The following is a 22,550-nucleotide window of genomic DNA, read 5'->3' on the forward strand; positions in this document are numbered from 1 at the left end:
CCTTCGGAGGGGAGCGGCGCGGCGGTGTGGGCGCGGTGCCGGGCTACGGCCCGGTGCCGGTGGGGCCGTGGCCGGTTCACGGCGCGTGGAGGTGCCGCGGGTGCGGCGGCCCCGGCCGGTTGCGCGGGTGGTGCCGGTCGGTGCGGCCGGCGGGTCGGCGCGGCCGGTCAGCGGTGGTGGGGGCAGTGGGCGGGGGAGCCGGCGGTGCCGTCTCCCCCGGTGGACGCCCTCGGACGGCCCTGGCTGTCGTGGCGGGCGAAGTAGGACGAGGCCAGCCGCTGCCGCCGGGCGTCCGCCACCATCCAGGTGCCGAAGCCGAGTTGGAGGAGGCTGCGGCCCACGTCCTCCCAGCGGTCGCGCACCCGCAGCAGGACCAGCAGCGCGGCCGGCCGGGTGCGCGGACGGCGCCTTCCGCGACGGATCAGGACGCAGGGCGCCCGGTTCGGAAGGGACCGTGTGTGGGAGACGGGGGAGCGGAGGACGAAGCGGCCCAGCACCTCCCCGGTGGCCGCCCGCATCACCAGGGGCGCCAGCCGCCAGGCAGGGCAGGAGCGGTTCGCGGCGACCCCGAAGGGGATGTGGTGGGCGTCCTTCGCCGTGATGTGCTCCCACCGGTCCGGGTCGAAGACCTCGGGGTCGGTGACGCCGGTGGCGTGGAAGGCGGGGTAGTCGAAGCAGAGCACGGTGCCGGCCGGATACGCCGTTCCGTCGCCGAGGTCGATGTCGGCGGTGGTGATCCGGTGCGCGATGCCGAAGAGGGGGTAGCGGCGCAGCGCCTCGTTCAGCACGTGGCCGAGGTAGCGGCCGTCCCAAGCCTCGGCGGCCGCCCGCCGCTGTACGTCCGGGTGCTGGGCGAGCGCCAGCAGCAGGTGCGCCATGGCCTCCGACATCTGGACCACGGCGGTGTTGAAGAAGGTGCCCTGGAGGTAGTGCGCCTTGTCCAGGTCGTCGGACAGCTCGGCCGGAAGCTCGTGCGGCACCTCGCCCGCGGCCAGCCGGCCCAGCAGGTAGCGGGTGAGCCGGGTGCGCCGCCCCATGTGGCGCAGCCGGGTGTTCTTCAGCGAGTCGACGACGTCCCTGGCGTTGCCGGTGATCAGGTCCCGCACCTCGCGGGGACACGGCTCGCGGAAGACCAGCTCGTGGAAGAACTCCGCCCACACCGGCATCATCAGGTCGCGCAGCCGTACCACCGACAGGCTCCCGGGCACCTCCTCGTCCAGGACCCGCGCGGCACAGGCGGCGGCCCGCGCGGACAACTCGGCGCTGCTGCCGCCGAGTACGGCCAGGGTGGTGCGGGCCACGGCGTCGTAGCGCGGCCCGGGTTCCAGATGCTCCTGGTGGACCTCCGGGCCGGGGGAGAGCCAGTACCAGAACAGGTCCGACAGGCCGGCGCCCCGGCTGCGGCCGTTCGCGGCGGGATGGGCGTACAGCCGCTCGAACCCCTCGGGGCCCACACGGTCGTTGGGAACGATCACCCCCTCGGGTCCGTTGACGGCCGCGAACACCCGTCCGCGCAGGGCGACCAGGGCCCGGGGGAGCCAGTACGGGCTGGACAGCGCCGCCGCCAGCGCGGCGGCGCCCGCCGCGGCGCGCGGTCCGCCCGGCGCGGCGTCCGCCAGACGCTTCGTCACCATGCCTTCTCCCGGTCTCCGTTGCGCACCTCACCCCTCCGTTCGCCTCCCGCACGATCGGTTCGTGCCGGTCGTCCTCGTCCGGCTCGGAGTGGCCGGCGAGGCCGCCCCTCCCCTGGACGTCCAACCGTCAACGGCCTTACGGGGCAACGCCGTCGACGTCCCAGGCGGGTCCACCGCGGCGGGCCGCGGCGCCCGGGCCACCACCTGGTCGCGGCTCAGGCCCGCGCAGTCCGGTGCCCCGCACAGGGTGAGGACGTGCGCGGTCTCGTCGCGCAGCGCCTCCAGCACCCGGGCCACACCCCGTTCGCCCTCGGCGGCCAGGCCCCACAGCACCGGTCGGCCCACTCCGACCGCGGTGGCGCCCAGCGCCAGGGCGGTGGCCACGTCGGCGCCGGAGCGCACCCCGCCGTCGAGGAGTACCGGCACCCGTCCCGCCACCGCGTCGGCGACCGCCGGAAGCGCGTCCAACGACGCGGGAGCCGCGTCGAGTTGGCGCCCGCCGTGGTTGGAGACGATGACCCCGGCGGCGCCCTCGTCCACCGCGATCCGGGCGTCCGCCGGGTGGAGCACGCCCTTGACCAGCACCGGCAGCGCCGTCATGGCCCGCAGCGCGCGCAGGTCGGCCCAGGACAGCGCGGGGGACATCGCGATCGGCCGGGTGCCGCCGGGCGGGCCGCCGGGCAGGCCGCGCATGTTCTCGGCGGCGTGGCCGGGCGGCAGGTCGTGGAAGCCGTTGCGGTCGTCGCGCGGCCGGCGGCCGAAGACGGGCGAGTCGGCGGTCACCACCAGCGCCGTGCAGCCTGCCGCCTCCGCCCGCCGCACCAGCTCCCGGATGACCCGTTCCTCCGGCTGGAGGTAGAGCTGGAACCACACGGGGGCCGTCGGCCGCACCGAGCGAGCGGCGGCGGCCACCTCGCCGACCGCCGTGGTCGAGGCCATCGAGGTGACCATGACCGCGCCGGCCGCGGCCGCGGCCCGGGCGGTGGCCGGCTCGCCGGCGGGGTGGGCCAGCCGGTGGAAGGCGGTCGGGGCGACCACCACCGGCAGCGCCCCCGGCGCCCCGGGCAGGTCGACGGCGGTGGTGGCCGGACCCGAGCCGCGCAGCACCCGGGGCAGCAGGGCCAGCCGGCGGAAGGCCGCCTCGTTGTCGGCCAGGGCCGTCTCCCGGCCGGCGCCGCCCTCGTAGAAGTCCCGGTACACCGGGTCGAGCCGGGCCGCGGCCGCCTCCCGCAGCACGTCCAGTGGCCCCGGCGCCGGGCCCGCGGTGCGGCCGGGACCCTCGGCGGGCCCCCGGCCAGGGGCTCCAGCCGCGGGGTCCGGCGCCGGTCCGGCCGCGGCGGGGTCCGGGCAGCCCCGCTCCGGCGAGCGCGTCGCCGCCGGGACGGCCCGCTCCGTCACGCCGCCCCCGGCGCGGGTGCCGCCGGGAAGCCGTGCTCGGCGAGGAAGCGGACCAGCGGTGCCCGGTGGACGAGTTCGCTGTCCCACTCGTTCTCCAGGTTCTCCGTGACGTGGTGCTCGGCGAGCAGCGTGCCGTCGCGGAACAGCCGTACCACCGGGTGCAGGTAGCGGCCGTCGAGCCCGCCGGTGGACTGCTGCGACACCCGGACCACCGACACGTCGAACGGGTTCACCTTGTCGTGGTCCGCCCCGTACTCCAGGCTGACGGTCAGGTAGCGGTCGACAGGGCCGAACTCCCCCTTCCGCACGGCCTGGTGGAGATGGTCCAGCGGCACCTCCGGGTGGTGGCCGACCGTACCGTCGGAGCCGAGGACGACGGTGTCGGCGAGGAAGCCGAACAACTGCCACAGCGCCGAGGTGCGGTTGACCCGGGCGAGCACCGCGTCCGCCACCGCCTCGGGGCCCGGGGCCACCTCATCCCGGGGCCAACTCCGGTCGTGGTAGCGCTGTTCGAGAATGCGGTGCAGTGCGCGCACGCCGTAGCGGAACCCGTGGATGAAGCCGCTGGTGGACCTCTTGAAGTCGCGTACCTGGGTGATCGTGCCCGCGAAGTACAGGTCGGGTACGTTCGCCGACTCCCACGCCGGGGTCTGGGCCGGGAAGCGGTCCTTGATCGTCAGCTCGGGCCGGCAGCTGTCGTCGAAGATCGAGGCGTCGAAACGGAAACCGGTGGCAAGGACAACCCTGTCGTAAGGAATCTCCTTGACCACCTCGGCGACCCGTGAGAATTTGACGGCGACCCGGTAGGTTCCGTCGGCGGCCCTTTTGACGTACTGGATGTCGCCGTCCAGTATCGCGTTCTGCGACTTCAACTGGTAGGTGTCGAGGAAGTTGTTGTTGACCGCTCGGAGGTGTCCCACGAAATGTGTCTGCCAGGCGAGGCGCAGTGAACCCGGGCCGGCCACGTGGATGACCGCCGCATTCTCCACGAGGTTGTCCGCCGTTTCGAAGGCGGAATTCCCGCGACCGATCACCAGGACCCGCTTGCCGGTGAACTCCGCAGGGTCGACGGACACCTCGGTGTAGGGCTCGGCGAGCTCCGCGCCCTCGAACGGCGGGATGTACGGCCGCGTCACGCCGGTGGCCGCGATGATCCGGCGGGCCCGCAGCACGGTCCCGTCGGCGGTGTGCGCCAGGAAGTCGCCGCGCTCCGCGGGGTCGCCGGAGGCCGTCCCGGAGGTCTCGCGGCTGATCCTGTCGATGCGGGTGTTGAACCTGATGCGGATTCCGTGAGCGGCGGCGAAGTCTCCCAGGTACTCCGGCATGGCGTCGGCCGGCGGGAAGTACCGCGGGGTGACGGCGGTGAACAGCGGGGCGCCCTCCTCGGAGAGCAGCGAGTTCCAGTCCATCCGCAGGTTGAGCTCCGGATCGTCCCAACCGGTGTGCACCTTGTTGATGGAGATCAGCTGCCGGTGCCGGGGGTAGGTGCGGAAGAAGGTTCCCGGGGATTCCCCGGCCTCCACCACCAGGTAATTCCGGCCGGCCCGCTCCAGGTAATAGCCGGCTTGGATTCCCGCTGGTCCTGCGCCTACCACCAAGTAGTCGATCCGTTCTTCCGCGGACATCAGACCTCCCGGACTCGGACACGATGCCGGACACCCTAGTTGAGGATTCAAAAAGGTATCCAGGGGTGGGAAAGTGATCCATGTCACAGCTCTTCGGTGGATTGTCGAACCCTGCCTCCGGATAACTTCCCAGGCGGCTCGGGCCGACCGGCGGCCCCTCGCCGTGCGCCGTTCCTCCGTGAAAACGCCCCCTCGGACGGCGCGATTCACGCGGCCGGAAACCGACTCCGGCGGCCGTCGCGAATGGATGGACAAACGTGGCCGTTCCCACCCGACCGGTGTTCCCGCGCCCCCTGGTCGACGCCTTTCTGTGCGAACCGGACGCACCGGCCTTCGAGTTCCGGTCGCGCCCGGTGACCCGGGCGGCCGTGCTCGGGCTGGTGCGCGACGCCGTGCGGGGGCTGCGTGCGGCCGGCCTCCGGCCGGGCGGCGCGGTGGCTGTCGCCACCTCCGTCACGCCCGGGGCTTTCGCCGCCCAGATCGCGGCGCACCTGCTCGGCTGCCGTGTCGTCGGACTGCGTCCGGGCCTGACGTACCACCAACTCCGTGCCGTACTGGCCGACGCAGTGGACGTGCTCGTCACCGACCCCTCCACCTCGGACGAAGCGCTGACCGCCGCCGCCAAGGCCGCCGGCCCGACCGTGCTCGACCTCGCGCGCGACGTGCTGGGCACGGAAGGGGCCACGGGCGGCGCCGCGGCGGAGCCGGCACCGGACGCCCTCGCGGAGCTGGCCTGCGCGCCCGAACTCCTCCCGCACGGCCGCCCGGACGACATCGGCCTCGTCACGCTGACCAGCGGCAGCACCGGCCGCCCCAAGGGCTGCGCGCAGACCTACGAGGCCCTCAGCCGCCACTGGTCCTGGCAGCCCGCCGAGCGGTGGTCCGCGACGGCCCGCGAACTGGCCTCCGGATACCGCCGGTTCCTGCTCTTCGGGACCCTCAGCAGCGCCGTGATGCTCGAACACCTCGCGCTGTGCCTGCTCGGCGGCGGCACCGCCGTCATCCCCGAGGCGCCCGTCTCCTTCCCGCAGACCTGGGCGCGCCACCGGATCACCGGCTGCCTGTGCACGGTGCCACGCCTCTACCAGGCGCTCGACGCGCTCCGCGAGCGGGACGTCGACACCTCCTCGCTGCGGGCGCTGCTGGTGGCCGGCTCCCCGCTGCCGCCGCACCGGCTCGCCGAGGCCGTGGAGCTCCTCGGCACCGCGGTGTACCAGGGCTACGGCCAGACCGAGACCGGCATGCTCGCCCTGCTCACCCCCGCCGACATCGCCGCCCACGGGGCCGGCGTGCTCGACGCGGTGGGCCGCCCGCTGGCCGACGCCGGGCTCAGCCTGCGGGACCCCGAAGGGCGTCCGGTGCCGCCGGGGACCCCCGGCGAGGTCTGGGTGCGCACCGGCGGCCAGATGGCCGGGTACTGGCGGGAGCCCGAGCCGACCCGCGAGGTGCTGCGCGACGGCTGGATCAGGACCCGCGACCTGGCGACCCTGCGCGACGACGGCTTCCTGCGGCTGCTCGGACGGGCCCGCGAGGTGGTCTTCGTCAACGCGATCCTCTACTACTCCGGAGCGATCGAGGCCGCGCTCGCCACCCATCCGGACGTGGACCAGGCGTACGTCGTCGCCGCCCCGGACGAGCGCACCGGCGAGGCCCCGCACGCCTTCGTCGTGCCGGTCCCCGGACGTACCCCGGACCCGGCCGAACTGCGCGCCGCCGTCCGCGCCGAGCTCGGGGACGGCCCCGTACCGGCGAGCGTCACCCTGATCGACGCGGTGCCGACCGCGCCCGGTGGCAAGCCGGACAAGCAGGCGCTGCTGGCCCGGGTCACCGCCGCGCGGCGGCCGTAGCGGCGCGGAACCCCGCGCCCTCCCCGGCGGGCGGGGCTTCGCGGGGGCGGCCCGGAGCGGACCGCCCCCCGCGAGGGCGCTACTCCTCCGTGACCTCGATCGCCTGCGACGGGCAGCCGGACTCCGCGTCGCGGACGTCCCGCCACGCGTCCTCGGGCGGGCGCTCGGCGAGCAGCACGACGATCCCGTCGGTGTCGCGCTGGTCGAAGACGCCGGGCGCGGTCAGCACGCACATGCCCGAGCCGCAGCACCGGTCCTGGTCGACGTTCACTCGCACGGTTGGTTCCTTCCGGGTGGGGACGGGGCGGGGCGGGACGGACGGGGGCGGGGCGGGCGGCTCGCCGTCACCAGGCGACCGGCAGCTCGTGCAGGCCGTAGACGGCCATCTCGTGCCGGAAGCGGAGGTCCTCGAACGGGACGGCCAGCCGCAGGCCCGGCAGCCGGTCCAGGACGGCGGGCAGCGCCACCCGCAGTTCGAGCCGGGCCAGCGGCTGGCCCAGGCACTGGTGGACGCCGAAGCCGAACGCCAGGTGCCGCCGGGCGCCCGGCCGTTCGAGGTCCAGCTGGTCGCCGTCGGGGAAGGCCGCCTCGTCGCGGTTGCCGGTGCCGAGCATGCACAGCACGCCCTCGCCGGCCCGCACCAGCGTGCCGCCGACCTCGACGTCCTCCACGGCGACCCGCGAGAGGCCGCTGTGCACCACGGTCAGGTAGCGCAGCAGCTCCTCCACCGCGGTGTCCAGCGCGGTGCCGTCGCCCTCGGCGTCCTGCCGGGCCGCCTGGCGCAGCCGCTCGGCCTGGGCGGGCTCGCGCAGCATCGCCAGCACCGACAGCGAGGTCATGTTCGCGGTGGTCTCGTGCCCGGCGACCAGCAGCAGCCGGCCCATCGAGGCGATCTCCTCGTCGTCCAGCTCGCCCTGCGCGACCAGGCGGCTGATGATGTCGTCGTCCGGTGCGGAACGCTTGGCGCGGGCGAGTCCGGTCAGGAAGTCCAGCAGCCGCTTCTGGGCGCCGCTCACCTCCTCGGGCGGCGCGTCGGTGCGGAGCATCGTGGAGCTGCACTCCTGGAAGAACGCGTGCTCGGCGTAGGGGACGCCGAGGAGCAGGCAGATGACGACCGACGGCAGCGGCAGCGCGAACTCGGCGACCAGGTCGGCGGTTCGGCCGGGGCCGGCCGTCATCCGGTCCAGCAGGTCGTCGGCCACCGCCTGCACGGCCGGGCGCATCGCGGCCACCTTGCGGATCATGAAGTCGGCGGTGAGCATGCGGCGGAGCCGGGCGTGCGCCGGGTCGTCCATCCGGATGAAGGTGGGTAGGTCGGTGGTCAGCGCCCGCCGTCCGGCCGACAGGAACGGGAAGCCGGGCCGGGACGCGTCCGCGCTGAACCGCTGGTCGCGCAGCACGGAGCGGATGTCCGCGTGCCGGGTGACCATCCAGCACGTGGACCCGTCCCACAGCTGGACGCGGCTCAACGCCTGCTCGTCGCGGGCCTGTTCGTACGCGGGCGGGGGGTCGAAGGGGCAGCCCCCGCGCGCGGCGGGGACGGTCAGGGGAGCGGACGGGTGCGCGGCTGTGGTCATGGCGGACTCTCCTCCGAAGCAGTACGGAAGGTGCCGAAGAGGTACCCGAGGTGGTTGGGGTCGATGCTCCCAGCAGTAGATGCTGTAGGCAACTAACCAGTTGATCACGTTAGTTGACCCTCCGTGCCGACGGAAGGCCGAATCCGGGCCGTGCCGGAATCTGGCCCGAACCCGACCCCGGCCGCCGCGCCGATCCGGCAGCGGGGCGTGAACCCGACACGGCGGTAAACCGCCAGGGCGCCGCGTTGACCCCGGGGCGGCCCATGGGGATCTTGAGTCACATCGCGTCCGCCCGACACCACGGGCCGCCCTGAGGTCGTCAGCCTCACCACCCACGGGAGATGACCCTTGCCCGCCGTATCCCCGCTCGCCCCGCGTCCTTCCGGGGGTGTTCCCAGACCGCGTGCGAGGACCTCTCTCGCCGCCTTCGCCGTCACCGCCCTGCTCGCCTGCTTCGCCCTGCTGCTGCCGGCCAACGCGTGGGCAGCCCCGCGCAGGCCCCGGCGCCCACCACGGCCGCTGCCACCGGTGCCACCGCCGCCACCAACTCCGCCGGTTCCAAGGCCGGTTCCCAGGCCGGTTCCGCCGCCGCCGCCGAACCGCTGTGCGGCACCCCCAAGCCCGGCGCCTTCACCTGCTTCGCGCTGCGCCGCACCGACACCCGCCGCGCTCTCGGCCTGCAGCGCGACACCGCCGGCCAGGCCACCGCGCCCGCCGGCCTGTCCCCGGCCGACCTGCTGTCCGCCTACGCCCTGCCCGCCGACGGCGGCCAGGGTGCCACGATCGCGATCGTCGACGCCTTCGACGACCCCACCGCCGAGGCCGATCTCGCCGTCTACCGCGAGCAGTTCGGGCTGCCCGCCTGCACCGCCGAGTCCGGCTGCCTGCGCAAGGTGGACGAGCACGGCGGCGCCGACTACCCCGCCGCCGACGAGGGGTGGGCCGGGGAGATCTCGCTGGACCTGGACATGGTCTCCGCGGTCGCCCCCGAGGCGCACATCCTGCTGATCGAGGCCGCGAGCGCGAACACCGACGACCTCGGCACCGCAGAGGACACCGCCGTCGCCCTGGGTGCCCGCTACGTCTCCAACTCCTACGGCGCCTACGTCGACGACCCGGCCGAACCGGCCATCGACGAGGCGTACTTCGACCACCCGGGCACCGCGCTGGTGTTCTCCTCCGGTGACGACGGCTACGGCGCCACCTACCCCGCCGCGTCCCCCTACGTGACCTCCGTGGGCGGCACCAGCCTCACCCGCGACACCAGCGCCCGCGGCTGGACCGAGTCGGTGTGGAACTCCACCGTCACCGACGGCTCCGGCATACCGCACTGGGGCGCCCCCGCCTCGGGCTGCTCCTCCGCGGAGCCCAAGCCCGCCTTCCAGACCGACGCCGGCTGCCCCGGTCGGACCGTCACCGACGTCAGCGCCGTGGCCGACCCCGCCACCGGCGTCGCGGTCTACAACAGCTTCTCCGACGGCGGCTGGAACGTGTACGGCGGCACCAGCGCCTCGGCCCCCATCATCACCAGCACCTACGCGCTGGCCGGCGCGCCCGTCTCCGGCACCTACCCCAACTCCTACCCGTACAACAGCCCTTCGGCGCTGCACGACGTGACCACCGGCGACGACGCCAGCTGCGCCGACGCGTCGCTGTGCGGCTTCGGGACGACCCCGAGCTGCGACCCGTCCTACCTGTGCGCGGCCCAGGCCGGCTACGACGGCCCGACCGGTCTCGGCACCCCCGACGGCCTGGCCGCCTTCCGGCCCGGCCCGCACGCCACCGTGCACGGCACCGTCACCGACGCCGACACCGGCAAGCCCGTGGCGCAGGCCGCCGTCGACATCGGCGGGCACCAGACCACCACCGGCTCCGACGGCACCTACCGGATCGACGTGCCCGCCGGCTCCTACCCGGCGCACGCCGGGGCCTTCGGCTACGCCGACCACGACCTCGGCACCCTGGACCTGCCCGACGGCACCGACCTCACCGAGGACATCACCCTCACCGCGATACCGGCCGAACCGGTCTCGGGCACCGTCAAGGACAGCGCCCACGCCTGGGGCGTCTACGCCCGCGTCACCGTCGACGGTGTGCCCGGCCAGACCTTCAGCGACCCGGCCACCGGCGCGTACCGGCTCACCGTCCCGATGAACCGCGACTACACCGTGCACGTCACCCCGCTGGTGCCCGGCTACCAGCCGCTCACCCGCGAGGTCCAGGTCGGCGCCACCGCGCTCACCGGCGTCGACCTCGTACCGCAGCTGAACACCTCCGGCACCCTGCCGGCCGGCTACGAGATCACCTACCACGGCGGCGGGCAGCAGCACTTCGACACCGCCGCCACCCCGCAGGGCTGGACCGTCAAGAACAACACCCCGGCCGGCGGCTGGCAGTTCGACGACCCGCTCAACCGCGGCAACCAGACCGGCGGCACCGGCCGGTTCGCGATCGTCGACGACTTTGCCGACGGCTGGTCCCCCGTCGACACCGAACTCATCAGCCCGGCCTACGACTTCAGCGCCGAACGCACCCCCGAAGTGGACTTCGCGAGTGCCCTGCCCGCCGACTACCGGCTGTTGGACGCCACCGCCGACGTCGACGTCAGCACCGACGGCGGCTCCTCCTGGACCACCGTGTGGCACCACGAGGACCTCGTGCCCGGCCCCTCGTACCAGAGCGTGCCGCTGGACGCCTACGCCGGCGACCCGTCGGTCCGGCTGCGCTTCCACTTCACCGGAAGCCTCACCGGCATCTGGGAGCTCGACGACGTCGCGGTGGGCACCCGGACCCTCACCGCCCTGCACGGCGGCATGATCGTCGGCCGGGTCACCGACGCCAACACCGGCGCCGGCGTCCCCGGCACCGTCCTGACCGTGCCCGGCGGCAGCGGTGAACCCGACGCCACCGCCCGTGCCGTCGCCTCCCCCGGCGACCCGGCCGTCGGCGACGGCGTGTACTGGCTGTACTCCGACCGCACCGGCAAGCAGACCCTGACCGCGGGGCTGCCCGCCTTCGGCTACCCCGACACCACCGCCAAGGCCACCGTGACCGCCGACCGGGCCGTCACGGCCGACGTCGCGCTCCACCCGGGCCGGCTGGCCACCGCGCAGACCGCCCTGTCCACCTCCGTGGCCTGGGGCGACAGCCGTACCGCGAACCTCACCCTGACCAACACCGGCGGCTCCCCGGTCACCTTCTCCCTCGGCGAGCAGAACCTCCCCTCCAGCGTGCCGGGTTCGGCCGCCGGCACCGGGAACGCCCCGGCCGTGACCGCCCCCACCACGCTCACCCCGCTCACCGCCTACGCGCCCGCCGCCCGGTCCGGCGACCCCGCGAACAGCACCCCGCAGGGACCCACCGCCGACCTCACCGCGCACGCCGCCGCCGGCACCCCGGCCCAGGGCTGGCAGACCCTCACCGATCTGGCCGTACCCAGCTTCGGCGGTGTCGCCGCCACCGACCAGGGCGTCCTCTACGAGGGCCTCGGCGTCGGCTCCGACGGCAGCTGGACCACCGACTTCCGCGCCTACGACCAGGCCACCGGGGCCTGGCGGCAGCTCGCCTCCCCGGTCACCAAGCGGGACTCGCCCGCCTACGGCTTCATCGGCGGCAAGCTCTACGTGGTCGGCGGCCGCGACGAGTCCGGCCACGGCATCCGCGGCGGCGAGGTCTACGACCCGGCCACCGACACCTGGGCGCAGATCGCCGACGCGCCGCTGGGCTTCGGCGGTTCGGCCTTCGGCACCGCCGGCGGCAGGCTGTACGTCATCGGCGGCTGCGACTTCTCCGTCGGCTGCGGCACCACCGACGTGCAGGTCTACGACCCGGCCACCGACACCTGGAGCACCGGCCGGCCCTACCCCGAACCGGTCTCCTACGCCGCCTGCGGCACCGTCGACTCCGTGCTGACCTGCGCCGGCGGCTCCTACGAACCCGTCGACGGCGGCGTCCAGGACAGCCGCCACACCTACCGCCTCGACACCGCCACCGGCAGCTGGCACAAGGTCGCCGACGCCCCCGACGCGTTCTGGGGCGCGGCCGGCACCGCCGCCGACGGAGACCTGCTGATCGCCGGCGGCGCCAGCTCGGCGACCGGCGAGATGACCGGGCAGACGTACGCCTACGACCCGGCCGCCGACGCCTGGAACCCGCTGCCGGGCCTGCCGCAGCCGCAGATCCTCGGCCAGGCCGCGCCCGGCTGGTACGTGCTCGGCGGCGAGAACGCCGAGGGCGGGGTCCTCGGCAGCGCCCTCCAACTGCCCGGTTGGGACGCACCGCACGCGGACGTGCCCTGGCTCGCCGAGAGCGCGCAGAAGTTCACCCTCAAGGGCGGCGCCTCCACCACCGTCAAGGTCACCTTCGACGCCACCGCGATGGGCGCCGCCGACTACGGGGACCACCGGGCCGCCCTCGTCGTCGACAGCGACACCCCGTACGCCTCGCTGACGGTGCCGCTCACGATGTCGGTGACCGCCCCCGCCGGCTGGGGCGAGCTGTCCGGCACCGTCACCGGGCAGACACCGGACGGCGGGACGGCGCCGCTGCCCGGGGCCGTCGTCGAGGTGGACAGCAAGAACGGCGACACCACCCTCACCACCGGCGCGGACGGCGGCTACCGGCTGTGGCGTCCGGTCTCGGACGGCAAGCTCACCGTGATCACCGCCGCCGACGGCTACCGGCCCGCCACCCGCACCCTCACCCTCGTCAGGGGAGGTGCCGTCACCGCCGACTTCACGCTGGCCGCGCTGACGTAGGCGCAGCCCCCACGGTGCCGCCCTGCCGGTGCCGGCGCGCGACCCGCGCCGGCACCGGCCCCCCAGGGTCGTCCGTGCCGGGCACACCGCCTCGTCACGGACGCCCCGAGCGGCCTCCGCCGGTCCGGCTCCCGCCTGGCGCGGGGGTCGGATCAGGGCAGGCTGGACACCTGGTAGTGGGCGATGTACCAGCCGTCCGCGAGGCGCTTGAGCAGCAGCCCGAGGCTCACGTTCAGCGGCGGCCGCCCGCTGAAGGCGAACACCACGCTCTGGTATCCGAGCAGGAGGTCGTCGGCGAGCCGGCGCGTCTCCAGGATCTCGTACCGGGCCGTCATCCCCAGCGGCTGCGAGGCGTAGTAGGCGACGACGCCCTGCCGCCCGACGCTGTAGGGGTGCAGCCCCTGGAAGATGGCGTCCTCCGTGAAGCGCGCGGCGACCCGCTCCGGTTCGTGGGCGTCGACGCCCGCCTTCCACGCGTCGAGCACCTCGCGCAGGACCGCTTCGTCGTCCGTCGTGCCGGTCATCGGGCTCTCCTGTCGTTCTGGACGCGGGCGCGGGCGGACCGCCGTGCCCGGGACGGGATCGGCCAAGGGCCGACCGGTTGTTCAGTGGCCCGCGCTCTGCCCGCCGTCGACGTGGGAGATCTCGCCGGTGACGAACGGGGCCTGCTCCAGGTAGAGGACGGCCCGGACCACGTCGTCGACCTCGCCCATCCGCCGGACCGGGTGCAGGGCGGCCTGGGCGCCGCCGGGGTCGGCCGGGTGCGTCGGGGCGCGGATCACGCCGAGGGAGACGGCGTTCACCCGGATGCCGCGGGTGGCGTACTCGATCGCCAGCGATCGGGTGACCGCGTTCAGACCGCCCTTGGTCAGGGAGGCGAGGCCGCCGGTGACCCGCGCGTCCGCGTTGTCGACCAGGCTGGTCGAGATGTTCACGACGTGGCCGCCGCCCTCACGGGAGAGCATCGCGGCGATCGCGCTGCGCGAGAACGCGAAGAAGCCGCGCAGGTTCACCCCGACCACCGACGCGTAGTCCGCGTCGGTGTACTCGGTGAACGGCTTGGCGACGAAGACCCCGGCGCCGTTGACCAGCGTGTCGACGCGGCCGAACCGTTCCACCGCCGCGCCGACGACCCGGGCGCCCGCGCCGGCCTCGGCCACGTCGCTGGGCACGGCCAGCACCTGGGGGTCGTCCGACACCTGGAGGGACCGGGCGGTCGCGGCGACCGCGTAGCCGAGCGAGCGGTAGGCCGCGACCAGGGCCGCGCCGATACCTCGTGAGGCTCCGGTGATGACGGCGACCTTCTGCGGGGAGTCCATGACCGGATTCTCACCCCGCCCCCGCCCCCGCCGCCCGGCGCGCGCACCGGGCGGTGTGTCGTGGCGTGCCGCCCGGGACGGCCGCCGGGGTGCCGCGGAGGACGCCGGCCCCGTACCGGCGGGGCCGGTGTCGGCGACTCGCGCGGGTCCGACCCCGCCGGGCAGGGCGCCGACGGCCGCGGAGGGGTCAGTCCCGCGGGCGCCACCACCCCCGGTCCGCGGCCAGCACCCCGGCCTGGAAACGGCTGGCCGCCCCCAGCCGCTGCAGCAGCGCCCGCACCCGGCGCTGCACCGTGCGCAGGCCGATGCCCAGCTGCCGGGCTATCGCCTCGTCCGACAACCCCACCGCCAGCAGCGACAGGATGCGCCGCTCGTCGGGCGTCGGCCCGTCCTCGGCCTGCGTCCCGCCGCCGTCCGGCACGTAGGGCTGCGCCTGCTGCCACAGCGTCTCGAACAGCTCCGACAGGGCGTCCAGCAGCGCCGAAGGGCGCACCAGGATGCAGGAGTCCAGCACCTGAGGCGTCGCCACCAGGGGGATCAGGCCCGCCTGGCCGTCCGCGAGGATGAGCTTCATCGGGGCCCGGGGCAGCACCCGGATCTCCTCGCCCTGCGCCATGTCCCGCTCGATCCGGTGGATCGTGCCCGGCCGGGTCAGGTTCTCCCGGCCGTGGATGAACCGGCTGCGCACCCCCGGTGAGGCCATGTTCCTGCTGGAGTTCACCGCCGCGCCGTCCCTGGCCAGCGCGTACGGCGGGGCGTCGACGCCGCGCAGCTCCCGCTCCACGCTGGTGAACAGCTGCTGGCCGCACCGGGCCACCGCCTCCGGGCCGTTGATCACCTCGATCAGCCCGGCCGAGCCCTGCCCGACCCGGCCCTTGCGGTGCTTCTCACCGAGCCACTGGGACAGCGCCCGAACCCGGCGGATGTCCCGCTCCCGGGCCAGCAGCAGCACCTCGATGGCGTGTTCCGGAGGCAGCGCCGTCCACCGGGCCGGCTCCCCGGGCAGCCGCGACACCAAGCCCCGGTCCTCCAGCCGGGTCAGCGCACCCCGGACCGTCTCCGGCTCCAGGGCGGTCCGGGCGACCAACTCGTCCCGCCCCAGCGGGACGCCCTCCAGGAGCACGAAGTAGGCCGCCTCCTGACCGTGGTCGAGCCCGAGTACCTCCAGCACCCCGCCCACCTCCCCTCCACAACCTGAACAGCGCGCGGCACCCCGCAATTCCGCCGGGGAACACTGCTGGACGAATTCCGTCCAGTCTGGCCCGTCCGGGCACTCCGGCGCGCGGAGCACGAGGCGGAGGGCGTCGGGACGTGCCTCCACCACCCCGGCACATCTGCTTATGCTCGACCAATGACGACGCCTTCTCCCGTTGCCTCCGAAGAGCCCGCGGGCGCCCCGCACTCCGCTCCCTCCCCGAACGCGATGCGCCGGGCGCTGCACCGCGCCGAGGAGGGAGTCGCGCTGGACACCGCCGAGGCCGCGGTGCTGCTCCAGGCCCGGGGCGCCGACCTGGAACGGCTGTCGGCGGTCGCCGCGCGGGTGCGCGACGCGGGGCTGGAGGCCGCCGGCCGCCCCGGCGTGATCACCTACTCCCGCAAGGTCTTCATCCCCCTCACCCGGCTGTGCCGGGACCGGTGCCACTACTGCACCTTCGTCACCGTCCCCGGCAGACTGCGCCGCGAGGGCCACGGCATGTTCCTGTCGCCCGACGAGGTACTCGACATCGCCCGCCGGGGCGCGGAACTCGGCTGCAAGGAAGCCCTTTTCACCCTCGGCGACCGCCCAGAGGAGCGGTGGCCCGAGGCCCGCGAGTGGCTGGAGGCGCACGGCTACGACGACACCCTCGCCTACGTGCGGGCCATGTCCGTGCGGGTACTGGAGGAGACCGGCCTGCTGCCGCACCTCAACCCCGGGGTGCTCACCTGGACCGACTTCCAGCGGCTCAAGCCGGTCGCGCCCTCCATGGGGATGATGCTGGAGACCACCGCCACCCGGCTGTGGTCCGAGCCCGGCGGCCCGCACCACGGCTCGCCGGACAAGGAGCCCGCCGTACGGCTGCGCGTGCTGGAGGACGCGGGACGCTCCAACGTGCCCTTCACCACCGGCATCCTCATCGGCATCGGCGAGACGCACGAGGAGCGCGCCGACTCCCTCTTCGCGATCCGCCGCGCCCAACGCCGCTACCACGGCGTCCAGGAGGTGATCGTGCAGAACTTCCGCGCCAAGCCGGACACCGCCATGCGCGGCATGCCCGACGCCGAACTGGACGAACTGGCAGCCGCCATCGCCGTCGCCCGCCTCGTACTCGGCCCGGCCGCCCGCATCCAGGCCCCGCCCAACCTCGTCGACGGCGAGTACGGCCGCTTCCTCGCCGCCGGCATCGACGACTGGGGCGGGGTCTCCCCGCTCACCCCCGACCACGTCAACCCCGAGCGGCCCTGGCCGCAGATCGACGAACTGGCCGCCCGCACCGCCGAATCCGGCTTCACCCTGCGGGAACGTCTCACCATCTACCCGGAGTTCGTCCGCCGCGGCGAACCCTGGCTGGACCCGAGGCTGCTGCCCCACGTCACCGCCCTGGCCGACCCGGAGACGGGCCTCGCCCGGGAGGACGTCCGGCCCGCCGGCCTGCCCTGGCAGGAGCCCGAGGACACCTTCAGCGCGGCCGGCCGCACCGACCTGCACGCCACCATCGACACCACCGGCCGCACCGCCGACCGCCGCGACGACTTCGACGAGGTCTACGGCGACTGGGCCGAACTGCGCGAGCAGGCCGCCCCCGGCATGGTGCCCGACCGGGTCGACGCCGACGTCAGGCAGGCTCTGAGCACCGCCGCCGACGACCCGACGCGCCTCACCGACGACCAGGCCCTCGCCCTCCTGCACGCCGACGGCCCCGCCCTGGACACGCTGTGCCGGATCGCCGACGACGTGCGCCGCGACACCGTCGGCGACGACGTCACCTACATCGTCACCCGCAACATCAACTTCACCAACGTCTGCTACACCGGCTGCCGGTTCTGCGCCTTCGCGCAGCGCCGCACCGACGCCGACGCCTACACCCTCTCCCTCGACCAGGTCGCCGACCGCGCCGAACAGGCGTGGGAGGTCGGCGCGGTGGAGGTGTGCATGCAGGGCGGCATCCACCCGGACCTGCCCGGCACGGCCTACTTCGACATCGCCCGCGCCGTGAAGGCCCGGGTGCCCGGCATGCACGTCCACGCCTTCTCGCCGATGGAGGTCGTCAACGGCGCCTCCCGTACCGGCATGTCGATCCGCGAATGGCTCACCGCCGCGAAGGAGGCGGGCCTGGACACCATCCCGGGCACCGCCGCCGAGATCCTCGACGACGAGGTGCGGTGGGTGCTCACCAAGGGCAAACTCCCCACCGCCACCTGGGTGGAGGTGGTCACCACCGCCCACGAGCTCGGCATCCGCTCCTCGTCCACGATGATGTACGGGCACGTGGACCAGCCCCACCACTGGCTGGGGCACCTGCGGCTGCTGGCCGAGATCCAGCAGCGCACCGGCGGCTTCACCGAGTTCGTCACGCTGCCGTTCATCCACACCAACGCGCCGGTCTACCTGGCCGGCATCGCCCGCCCCGGGCCGACCACCCGCGACAACCGCGCGGTCACCGCCATGGCGCGGCTGCTGCTGCACCCGCACATCCCCAACATCCAGACCAGCTGGGTCAAGCTCGGCACCGAAGGCGCCGCCGAGATGCTGCGCGGCGGCGCCAACGACCTGGGCGGCACGCTGATGGAGGAGACCATCTCGCGGATGGCCGGCTCCTCCTACGGCTCCTACCGCTCCGTCCGCGACCTCGCCGCCATCGCCGAGGCGGCCGGCCGGCCCGCCCGGCCGCGCACCACCACCTACGGCCCGGTGCCCGAGGAGCGGGTGCGGGCCGCGCTCGCCTCCGACGGCCACCTGCCGCGCCTGCTGCCGGTGCTCGGCGGCTGAGGCGCCCCCGGCCGGACCGGCGGCACGTCAGCCGGGCCGGCCGGGGCCTCCGGCGGCGGTTCGGTGCGGCCCGCGGGTCGGTCCGGCGCGGCCGTCAGCGCAGCCTCGTGCGCCAGTCCGCCGGGAGCCGGTCGGCCGGGCCCGGCACGGACTGGTCGCCCGGGTGGCTCTCCGGGGGTGCCAGCCGCGGGCCGTCCTCGACGTACTGCGCCCGCGCGTAGTCCCAGAACCACTCCTCGCCGGGTTCGAAGCTCTGCACCACGGCGTGGCCGCTGCCCGCGGCGTGGGTGCTGGCGTGCTGCGCCGGGGAGGAGTCGCAGCAGCCGACGTGGCCGCAGGCCGCGCAGCGGCGCAGGTGGAACCACCAGCCGCCGCTCGCCTCGCAGTCCGCGCAGCCGGTGCCGCTCGGCGGCACCGACGGATCGATGTTCGTGCTTCCCTGACGGTCCGGTGTGGTCATGCCGACGGCTCCCTACTGCTCGGCTCGGTCCGGTTCCGGCTTCGGCCCCGCCGGGTCGGGCTCCCGGTCCGGGTCCGGCCCTGCTCCCGGGCGGCCCCGGTGGCGGGTGCGGCTCGCGGGCCCGCGCCTCGCGCCGGGCGGCGTCGGCGGCGTCCGCCGCGCGGTCCGCCGCCGCGGCCTCGCTCTCCGGCGCGTCCAGCGGCAGCCGCACCCGGAAGCGGGTGTCGCCCGGCTCGGAGCGCACCTCCAGGTCGCCGTGGTGCTTGTTCACCACGATCCGCCAGGAGATGTCCAGGCCCAGGCCGGTGCCCTGCCCGACCGGCTTGGTGGTGAAGAACGGTTCGAAGATCCGCTGCCGGATCTCCGGCGGAACCCCGGGCCCGGTGTCCTGGAACTCGACCACCAGCCGGTCGGGCTCCTGCCACGTCCGCACGGTGAGCGTGCCCTCGCCGGCCATCGCCGAGACCGCGTTGTCCACCAGGTTCGTCCACACCTGGTTCAGTTCGCCCGGGTACGCCGGAATCCGCGGCAGGCCGGGGCCGAACTCCCGCACCACCCGGATCTTCGGGCCGATCTTGCCGGTCAGCATCTGCAGCGTGCTGTCCAGGAGTTCGTGGACGTCCACCACCTGGTACGGCGCCCGGTCGACCTGGGCGTACTGCCGTGCCGCGCCGACCAGGCCGGAGATGCGGGAGGTGGCGTCCTCGATCTCGTTCATCAGCAGCTCGGTCTCCACGGTGTAGTTGAGCCACCGCACCGCGCTCTCCAGCAGGCCGCCGTCCACCGCCGCCGCGACCTGGTCCAGCCACTCCGCGTCCAGGCCGGCCTGGACGAAGACCGGCGCCAGGTCCCAGCCGCCCGAGATGCCGTGCGCGTCCATCCAGTCGGCGACGGCGTCCTCGCGGTCGGACTCCTCCATCGGGCCGAGCTGTTCGGCCTTCGCGACCTTCTCCGCGGCCCGTTCCTGCACGCCGACCAGCGTGTCGAGGTCCGCCTGCCGGTAGGGCCCGCCGGCCAGGACGCGCAGCTTGTGGCGCATCCCCGCCACCCGGTCCCGCAGGCTGGCGGTGGCCCGCAGCGCGGCCGCGGCCGGGTTGTTCAACTCGTGCGTCAGCCCCGCCGACAGCGAGCCCAGCGCCAGCAGCCGCTCGCGCTGGCTGATCGCCTGCTGTACCGCCTTGTTGCCGAAGAACAGCCCCTCCAGCAGGTGCACCGCCATCGGGAACCAGTCGGCGACGATCCGGGCGAAGTCGTCCGCGGGCAGCACGAAGAACCGCGAGGGAACCGTCACCCGCAGCGAGTTGGTGTAGTGCTGCGGCACCCGGTCGCCCAGGTATGCCTGGAACGCGCCGCTGTACACGCCCGGTTGGGAGGTGCGGTTCACCTCCACCTCGTCCGTGCCGACCCGGCGGCTGGTCACCACCTCGCCCTCCAGCAGCACGTAGAAGCACGTCGCCAGCTCGCCCTCGGCGAACACCGGACCCGGCTCCATCCGCTCCACCCGGCCGGTCCGGCACAGCTCGGCCAGCTGGTCCGGCGTCAGGCGCTCGAACAGGAAGAGCGACCGCAGCTCGTGCGGGTCGCAGGGACAGGGATTCTCGCCGCTCACAGGCCCTCCAGGTAGCGGTGCGCCAGCATCACGGCCATCGCGCCCTCGCCCACCGCCGAGGCCACGCGCTTGGCGGACTCCGAGCGCACGTCCCCGGCCGCGAACACCCCGGGCACGCTGGTCTCCAGGTGGTACGGCAGCCGGTCCTGCGACCAGCCGGCCGGCGGCCGCCCGTCGTCCAGCAGGTCCGGGCCGGTCAGCACGAACCCGTGGTCGTCGCGCCGCACCACCCCGTCCAGCCAGCCGGTGCGCGGCGCCGCCCCGATGAACACGAACATCCGCTGCGCGTCGACCAGTTCCGTCGAGCCCGAGGCGGTGTCGCGCAGCGTCAGCCCCTCCAGGTGGTCCTCGCCGTGCACCCCCTCCACCTGCGTGGAGGTACGCACCCGGATCGTCGGGATGTCCGCGATCTGCTGCACCAGGTAGTACGACATCGACGCCTCCAGTGCCGCCCCGCGCACCAGCAGCGTCACCGACTTCGCGTGTTGCGACAGGTAGACCGCCGCCTGGCCGGCGGAGTTGGCGCCGCCGACGATGTAGACGTCCTGGCCCTCGCAGCCGGCCGCCTCGGTCAGCGAGGAGCCGTAGTACACCCCGCGGCCGGTCAGCTCCTCGACGCCCGGCACGTCCAACTGGCGGTACGTGACACCGGTGGTGAGGATGACGCTCTGCGCGGAGACCGCCAGCCCGTCGGAGAACCGCACGGTGCGTGTCGGCCCCTCCACGTCCAGCGCCGTCACCTCGCACGCCGTCAGCAGCTCGGCGCCGAACCGGCTCGCCTGGCGCCGCGCCCGGTCGGTGAGCTGCGCGCCGGAGATCCCGTCGGGGAAGCCCAGGTAGTTCTCGATCCGGGCGCTCTGGCCTGCCTGGCCGCCGGTCGCGGTGCGCTCCACCAGCACCGTGCGCAGCCCCTCCGAGGCCCCGTACACCGCCGCGCCCAGCCCCGCCGGGCCGGCGCCGACCACCACCAGGTCGTAGAACTCCTCGGCCGGCGCGGTGGACAGGCCCACCCGCGCCGCCAGGTCGTGGTCCGAGGGCTCCAGCAGCACCTCGCCGTCCGCGGTGATCACCACCGGCAGCCGCCGCTCGTCGCAGTCGGCCGCGGTCAGCAGCCGCCGGCCCTCCGCCTGGTCCGACAGGTACCACCGGTACGGCACCTGGTTGCGGGCCAGGAACTCCCGGACCTTCGACGACCGGGCCGACCAGCGGTGGCCGATCACCTTCGTCTCCGGCACCGGCCGGTGGTCCGAGGCCAGCCACGCCTCCAGCATCTCGTCGACCACCGGGTACAGCTTCTCCTCCGGCGGGTCCCACGGTTTGAGCAGGTAGTGGTCCAGGTCGACGACGTTGATCGCGTCGATGGCGGCGCCGGTGTCGGCGTAGGCGGTCAGCAGCACCCGGCGTGCGCCCGGGTAGACGTCCATGGCCAGTTCGAGGAACTCGACGCCCGTCATGTTCGGCATCCGGTAGTCGGCCAGGATCACCGCGACCAGGTCGCCGCGCAGCTTCATCTCGCGCAGCGCGTCCAGCGCGGCCTGGCCGGACTCCGCGCGCACCACCCGGTACCGCTCGCCGTAGCGGCGCCGCAGGTCGCGGGCGACGGCGCGGGAGACTCCCGGGTCGTCGTCGACGGTGAGGAGCGCGGCGCGGCGCGTGCCGTCCGGCTCGGTCATGGGCATCCCCGTCCCCGTCGTCCACGTGTTCGGCTGCCTTCGGTTCAGCCTAGCCGCTGCACCCTGCCGGGGCGCGGCGAGCAGACGCCGCTCCCGGCCGCCGCGGCCGTCACCGCCCGCCGGGCGCCGGGCCGCCGCCATCCGCGTGGCCGTCGCTGATGTGCCGCCCGGCGTGCTCGGGGGTCCTGGGGGCGGTGTCCGGCCGGCCCCGTCCGACCGCTCCCGGAACCTCCGCGCCGGTGCGCTCGGCGGGCCGTGGGCGGGAGCCCCGCGCTTAGGGTGGCCGCATGCAGTCGTACACGATCGGGCAGGCCGCGCGCCTGCTGGGCGTCAGCCCGGACACCGCCCGCCGCTGGGCCGACGCCGGGCGGGTCGCCACCCACCGCGACGACGCGGGGCGGCGCCTCATCGACGGCCGGGACCTGGCCGCCTTCTCCGTCGAGCTCGCCCAGCAGGCCGACGGCGGCCAGGAGCCGGCCCGCACCTCCGTCCGCAACGCCTTCCCGGGCATCGTCACCGCCGTCAAGCTCGGCGACGTGGCCGCGCAGGTCGAGATCCAGGCCGGCCCGCACCGCCTGGTCTCCCTCGTGACCCGCGAAGCCGTGGAGGAGCTCGGCCTGGAGGTCGGCGCGGAGGCCGTCGCCCGCGTCAAGTCCACGAACGTGCACATCGACCGCCCGTAGC

General features: G+C 74.5%; 14 protein-coding genes and 1 pseudogene. 4 read left to right on the forward strand and 11 right to left on the reverse strand.

Features of this window, described 5'->3' with window-relative positions; translation table 11 throughout:
* Positions 1–167: 167 nt before the first annotated feature.
* From BS72_RS10945 to BS72_RS10955, 3 genes are all read right to left on the reverse strand, one after another.
* A complete protein-coding gene (locus BS72_RS10945; protein WP_037908997.1) occupies positions 168–1,634 on the reverse strand; it encodes a cytochrome P450 in 1,467 nt (488 codons plus the stop codon).
* Positions 1,635–1,661: 27 nt separating this feature from the next.
* Complete coding sequence (locus BS72_RS10950; RefSeq protein ID WP_232792324.1) at positions 1,662–2,870, reverse strand: alpha-hydroxy acid oxidase; 1,209 nt, start codon at positions 2,868–2,870, stop codon at positions 1,662–1,664.
* A gap of 158 nt (positions 2,871–3,028) precedes the next feature.
* Complete coding sequence (locus tag BS72_RS10955) at positions 3,029–4,657, reverse strand: NAD(P)-binding domain-containing protein (RefSeq protein WP_037908999.1); 1,629 nt, start codon at positions 4,655–4,657, stop codon at positions 3,029–3,031.
* A 257-nt stretch (positions 4,658–4,914) separates the two neighbouring features.
* On the opposite strand from BS72_RS10955, the gene BS72_RS10960 reads away from it, so the two are divergent.
* Positions 4,915–6,504, forward strand: coding sequence for a class I adenylate-forming enzyme family protein (locus BS72_RS10960; RefSeq protein ID WP_107498732.1), 1,590 nt, complete (start codon positions 4,915–4,917; stop codon positions 6,502–6,504).
* A gap of 79 nt (positions 6,505–6,583) precedes the next feature.
* Here the strand turns inward: BS72_RS10960 and BS72_RS10965 are convergent, their stop codons facing one another.
* Both BS72_RS10965 and BS72_RS10970 read right to left on the reverse strand, forming a co-directional pair.
* Positions 6,584–6,781, reverse strand: coding sequence for a ferredoxin (locus BS72_RS10965; protein ID WP_037909002.1), 198 nt, complete (start codon positions 6,779–6,781; stop codon positions 6,584–6,586).
* A gap of 67 nt (positions 6,782–6,848) precedes the next feature.
* On the reverse strand, positions 6,849–8,081 hold the full coding sequence (locus BS72_RS10970; protein WP_037909005.1) for a cytochrome P450: 1,233 nt from the start codon (positions 8,079–8,081) through the stop codon (positions 6,849–6,851).
* 479 nt (positions 8,082–8,560) lie between these two features.
* On the opposite strand from BS72_RS10970, the gene BS72_RS39175 reads away from it, so the two are divergent.
* Positions 8,561–12,838: a carboxypeptidase regulatory-like domain-containing protein gene (locus BS72_RS39175; RefSeq protein ID WP_051950930.1), complete on the forward strand. Its 4,278-nt coding sequence runs from the start codon at positions 8,561–8,563 to the stop codon at positions 12,836–12,838.
* Positions 12,839–12,990: 152 nt separating this feature from the next.
* On the opposite strand, the gene BS72_RS10980 is transcribed toward BS72_RS39175, so the two are convergent.
* The 3 genes from BS72_RS10980 to BS72_RS10990 all read right to left on the reverse strand — a co-directional run bounded on the left by BS72_RS10980 (position 12,991) and on the right by BS72_RS10990 (position 15,328).
* Complete coding sequence (locus tag BS72_RS10980; protein ID WP_037909007.1) at positions 12,991–13,362, reverse strand: YybH family protein; 372 nt, start codon at positions 13,360–13,362, stop codon at positions 12,991–12,993.
* 81 nt (positions 13,363–13,443) lie between these two features.
* Entirely contained in the window at positions 13,444–14,157 is a 714-nt protein-coding gene (locus BS72_RS10985; protein WP_037909010.1) for an SDR family NAD(P)-dependent oxidoreductase, read from the reverse strand.
* Positions 14,158–14,344: 187 nt separating this feature from the next.
* Complete coding sequence (locus BS72_RS10990; protein ID WP_063836051.1) at positions 14,345–15,328, reverse strand: helix-turn-helix transcriptional regulator; 984 nt, start codon at positions 15,326–15,328, stop codon at positions 14,345–14,347.
* Between the two features lie 180 nt (positions 15,329–15,508).
* On the opposite strand from BS72_RS10990, the gene BS72_RS10995 reads away from it, so the two are divergent.
* Entirely contained in the window at positions 15,509–18,124 is a 2,616-nt protein-coding gene (locus BS72_RS10995; protein ID WP_037909015.1) for a bifunctional FO biosynthesis protein CofGH, read from the forward strand.
* Positions 18,125–18,218: 94 nt separating this feature from the next.
* On the opposite strand, the gene BS72_RS33915 is transcribed toward BS72_RS10995, so the two are convergent.
* The 3 genes and pseudogenes from BS72_RS33915 to BS72_RS11005 form a co-directional block, all read right to left on the reverse strand.
* Complete coding sequence (locus tag BS72_RS33915) at positions 18,219–18,584, reverse strand: UBP-type zinc finger domain-containing protein (RefSeq protein WP_078901290.1); 366 nt, start codon at positions 18,582–18,584, stop codon at positions 18,219–18,221.
* 169 nt (positions 18,585–18,753) lie between these two features.
* Positions 18,754–20,193: pseudogene (locus tag BS72_RS11000) on the reverse strand (ATP-binding protein); the annotation flags it as partial.
* Positions 20,190–21,866, reverse strand: coding sequence for an FAD-dependent oxidoreductase (locus BS72_RS11005; protein ID WP_037909018.1), 1,677 nt, complete (start codon positions 21,864–21,866; stop codon positions 20,190–20,192). The pseudogene BS72_RS11000 and the gene BS72_RS11005, both read right to left, overlap by 4 nt.
* A 287-nt stretch (positions 21,867–22,153) precedes the next feature.
* Between BS72_RS11005 and BS72_RS11010 the strand changes: the two genes are divergently transcribed.
* Positions 22,154–22,549, forward strand: coding sequence for a TOBE domain-containing protein (locus BS72_RS11010; protein ID WP_037909020.1), 396 nt, complete (start codon positions 22,154–22,156; stop codon positions 22,547–22,549).
* Position 22,550 lies beyond the last annotated feature (1 nt).

This window comes from Actinacidiphila yeochonensis CN732, from assembly GCF_000745345.1.
Classification (GTDB): domain Bacteria; phylum Actinomycetota; class Actinomycetes; order Streptomycetales; family Streptomycetaceae; genus Actinacidiphila; species Actinacidiphila yeochonensis.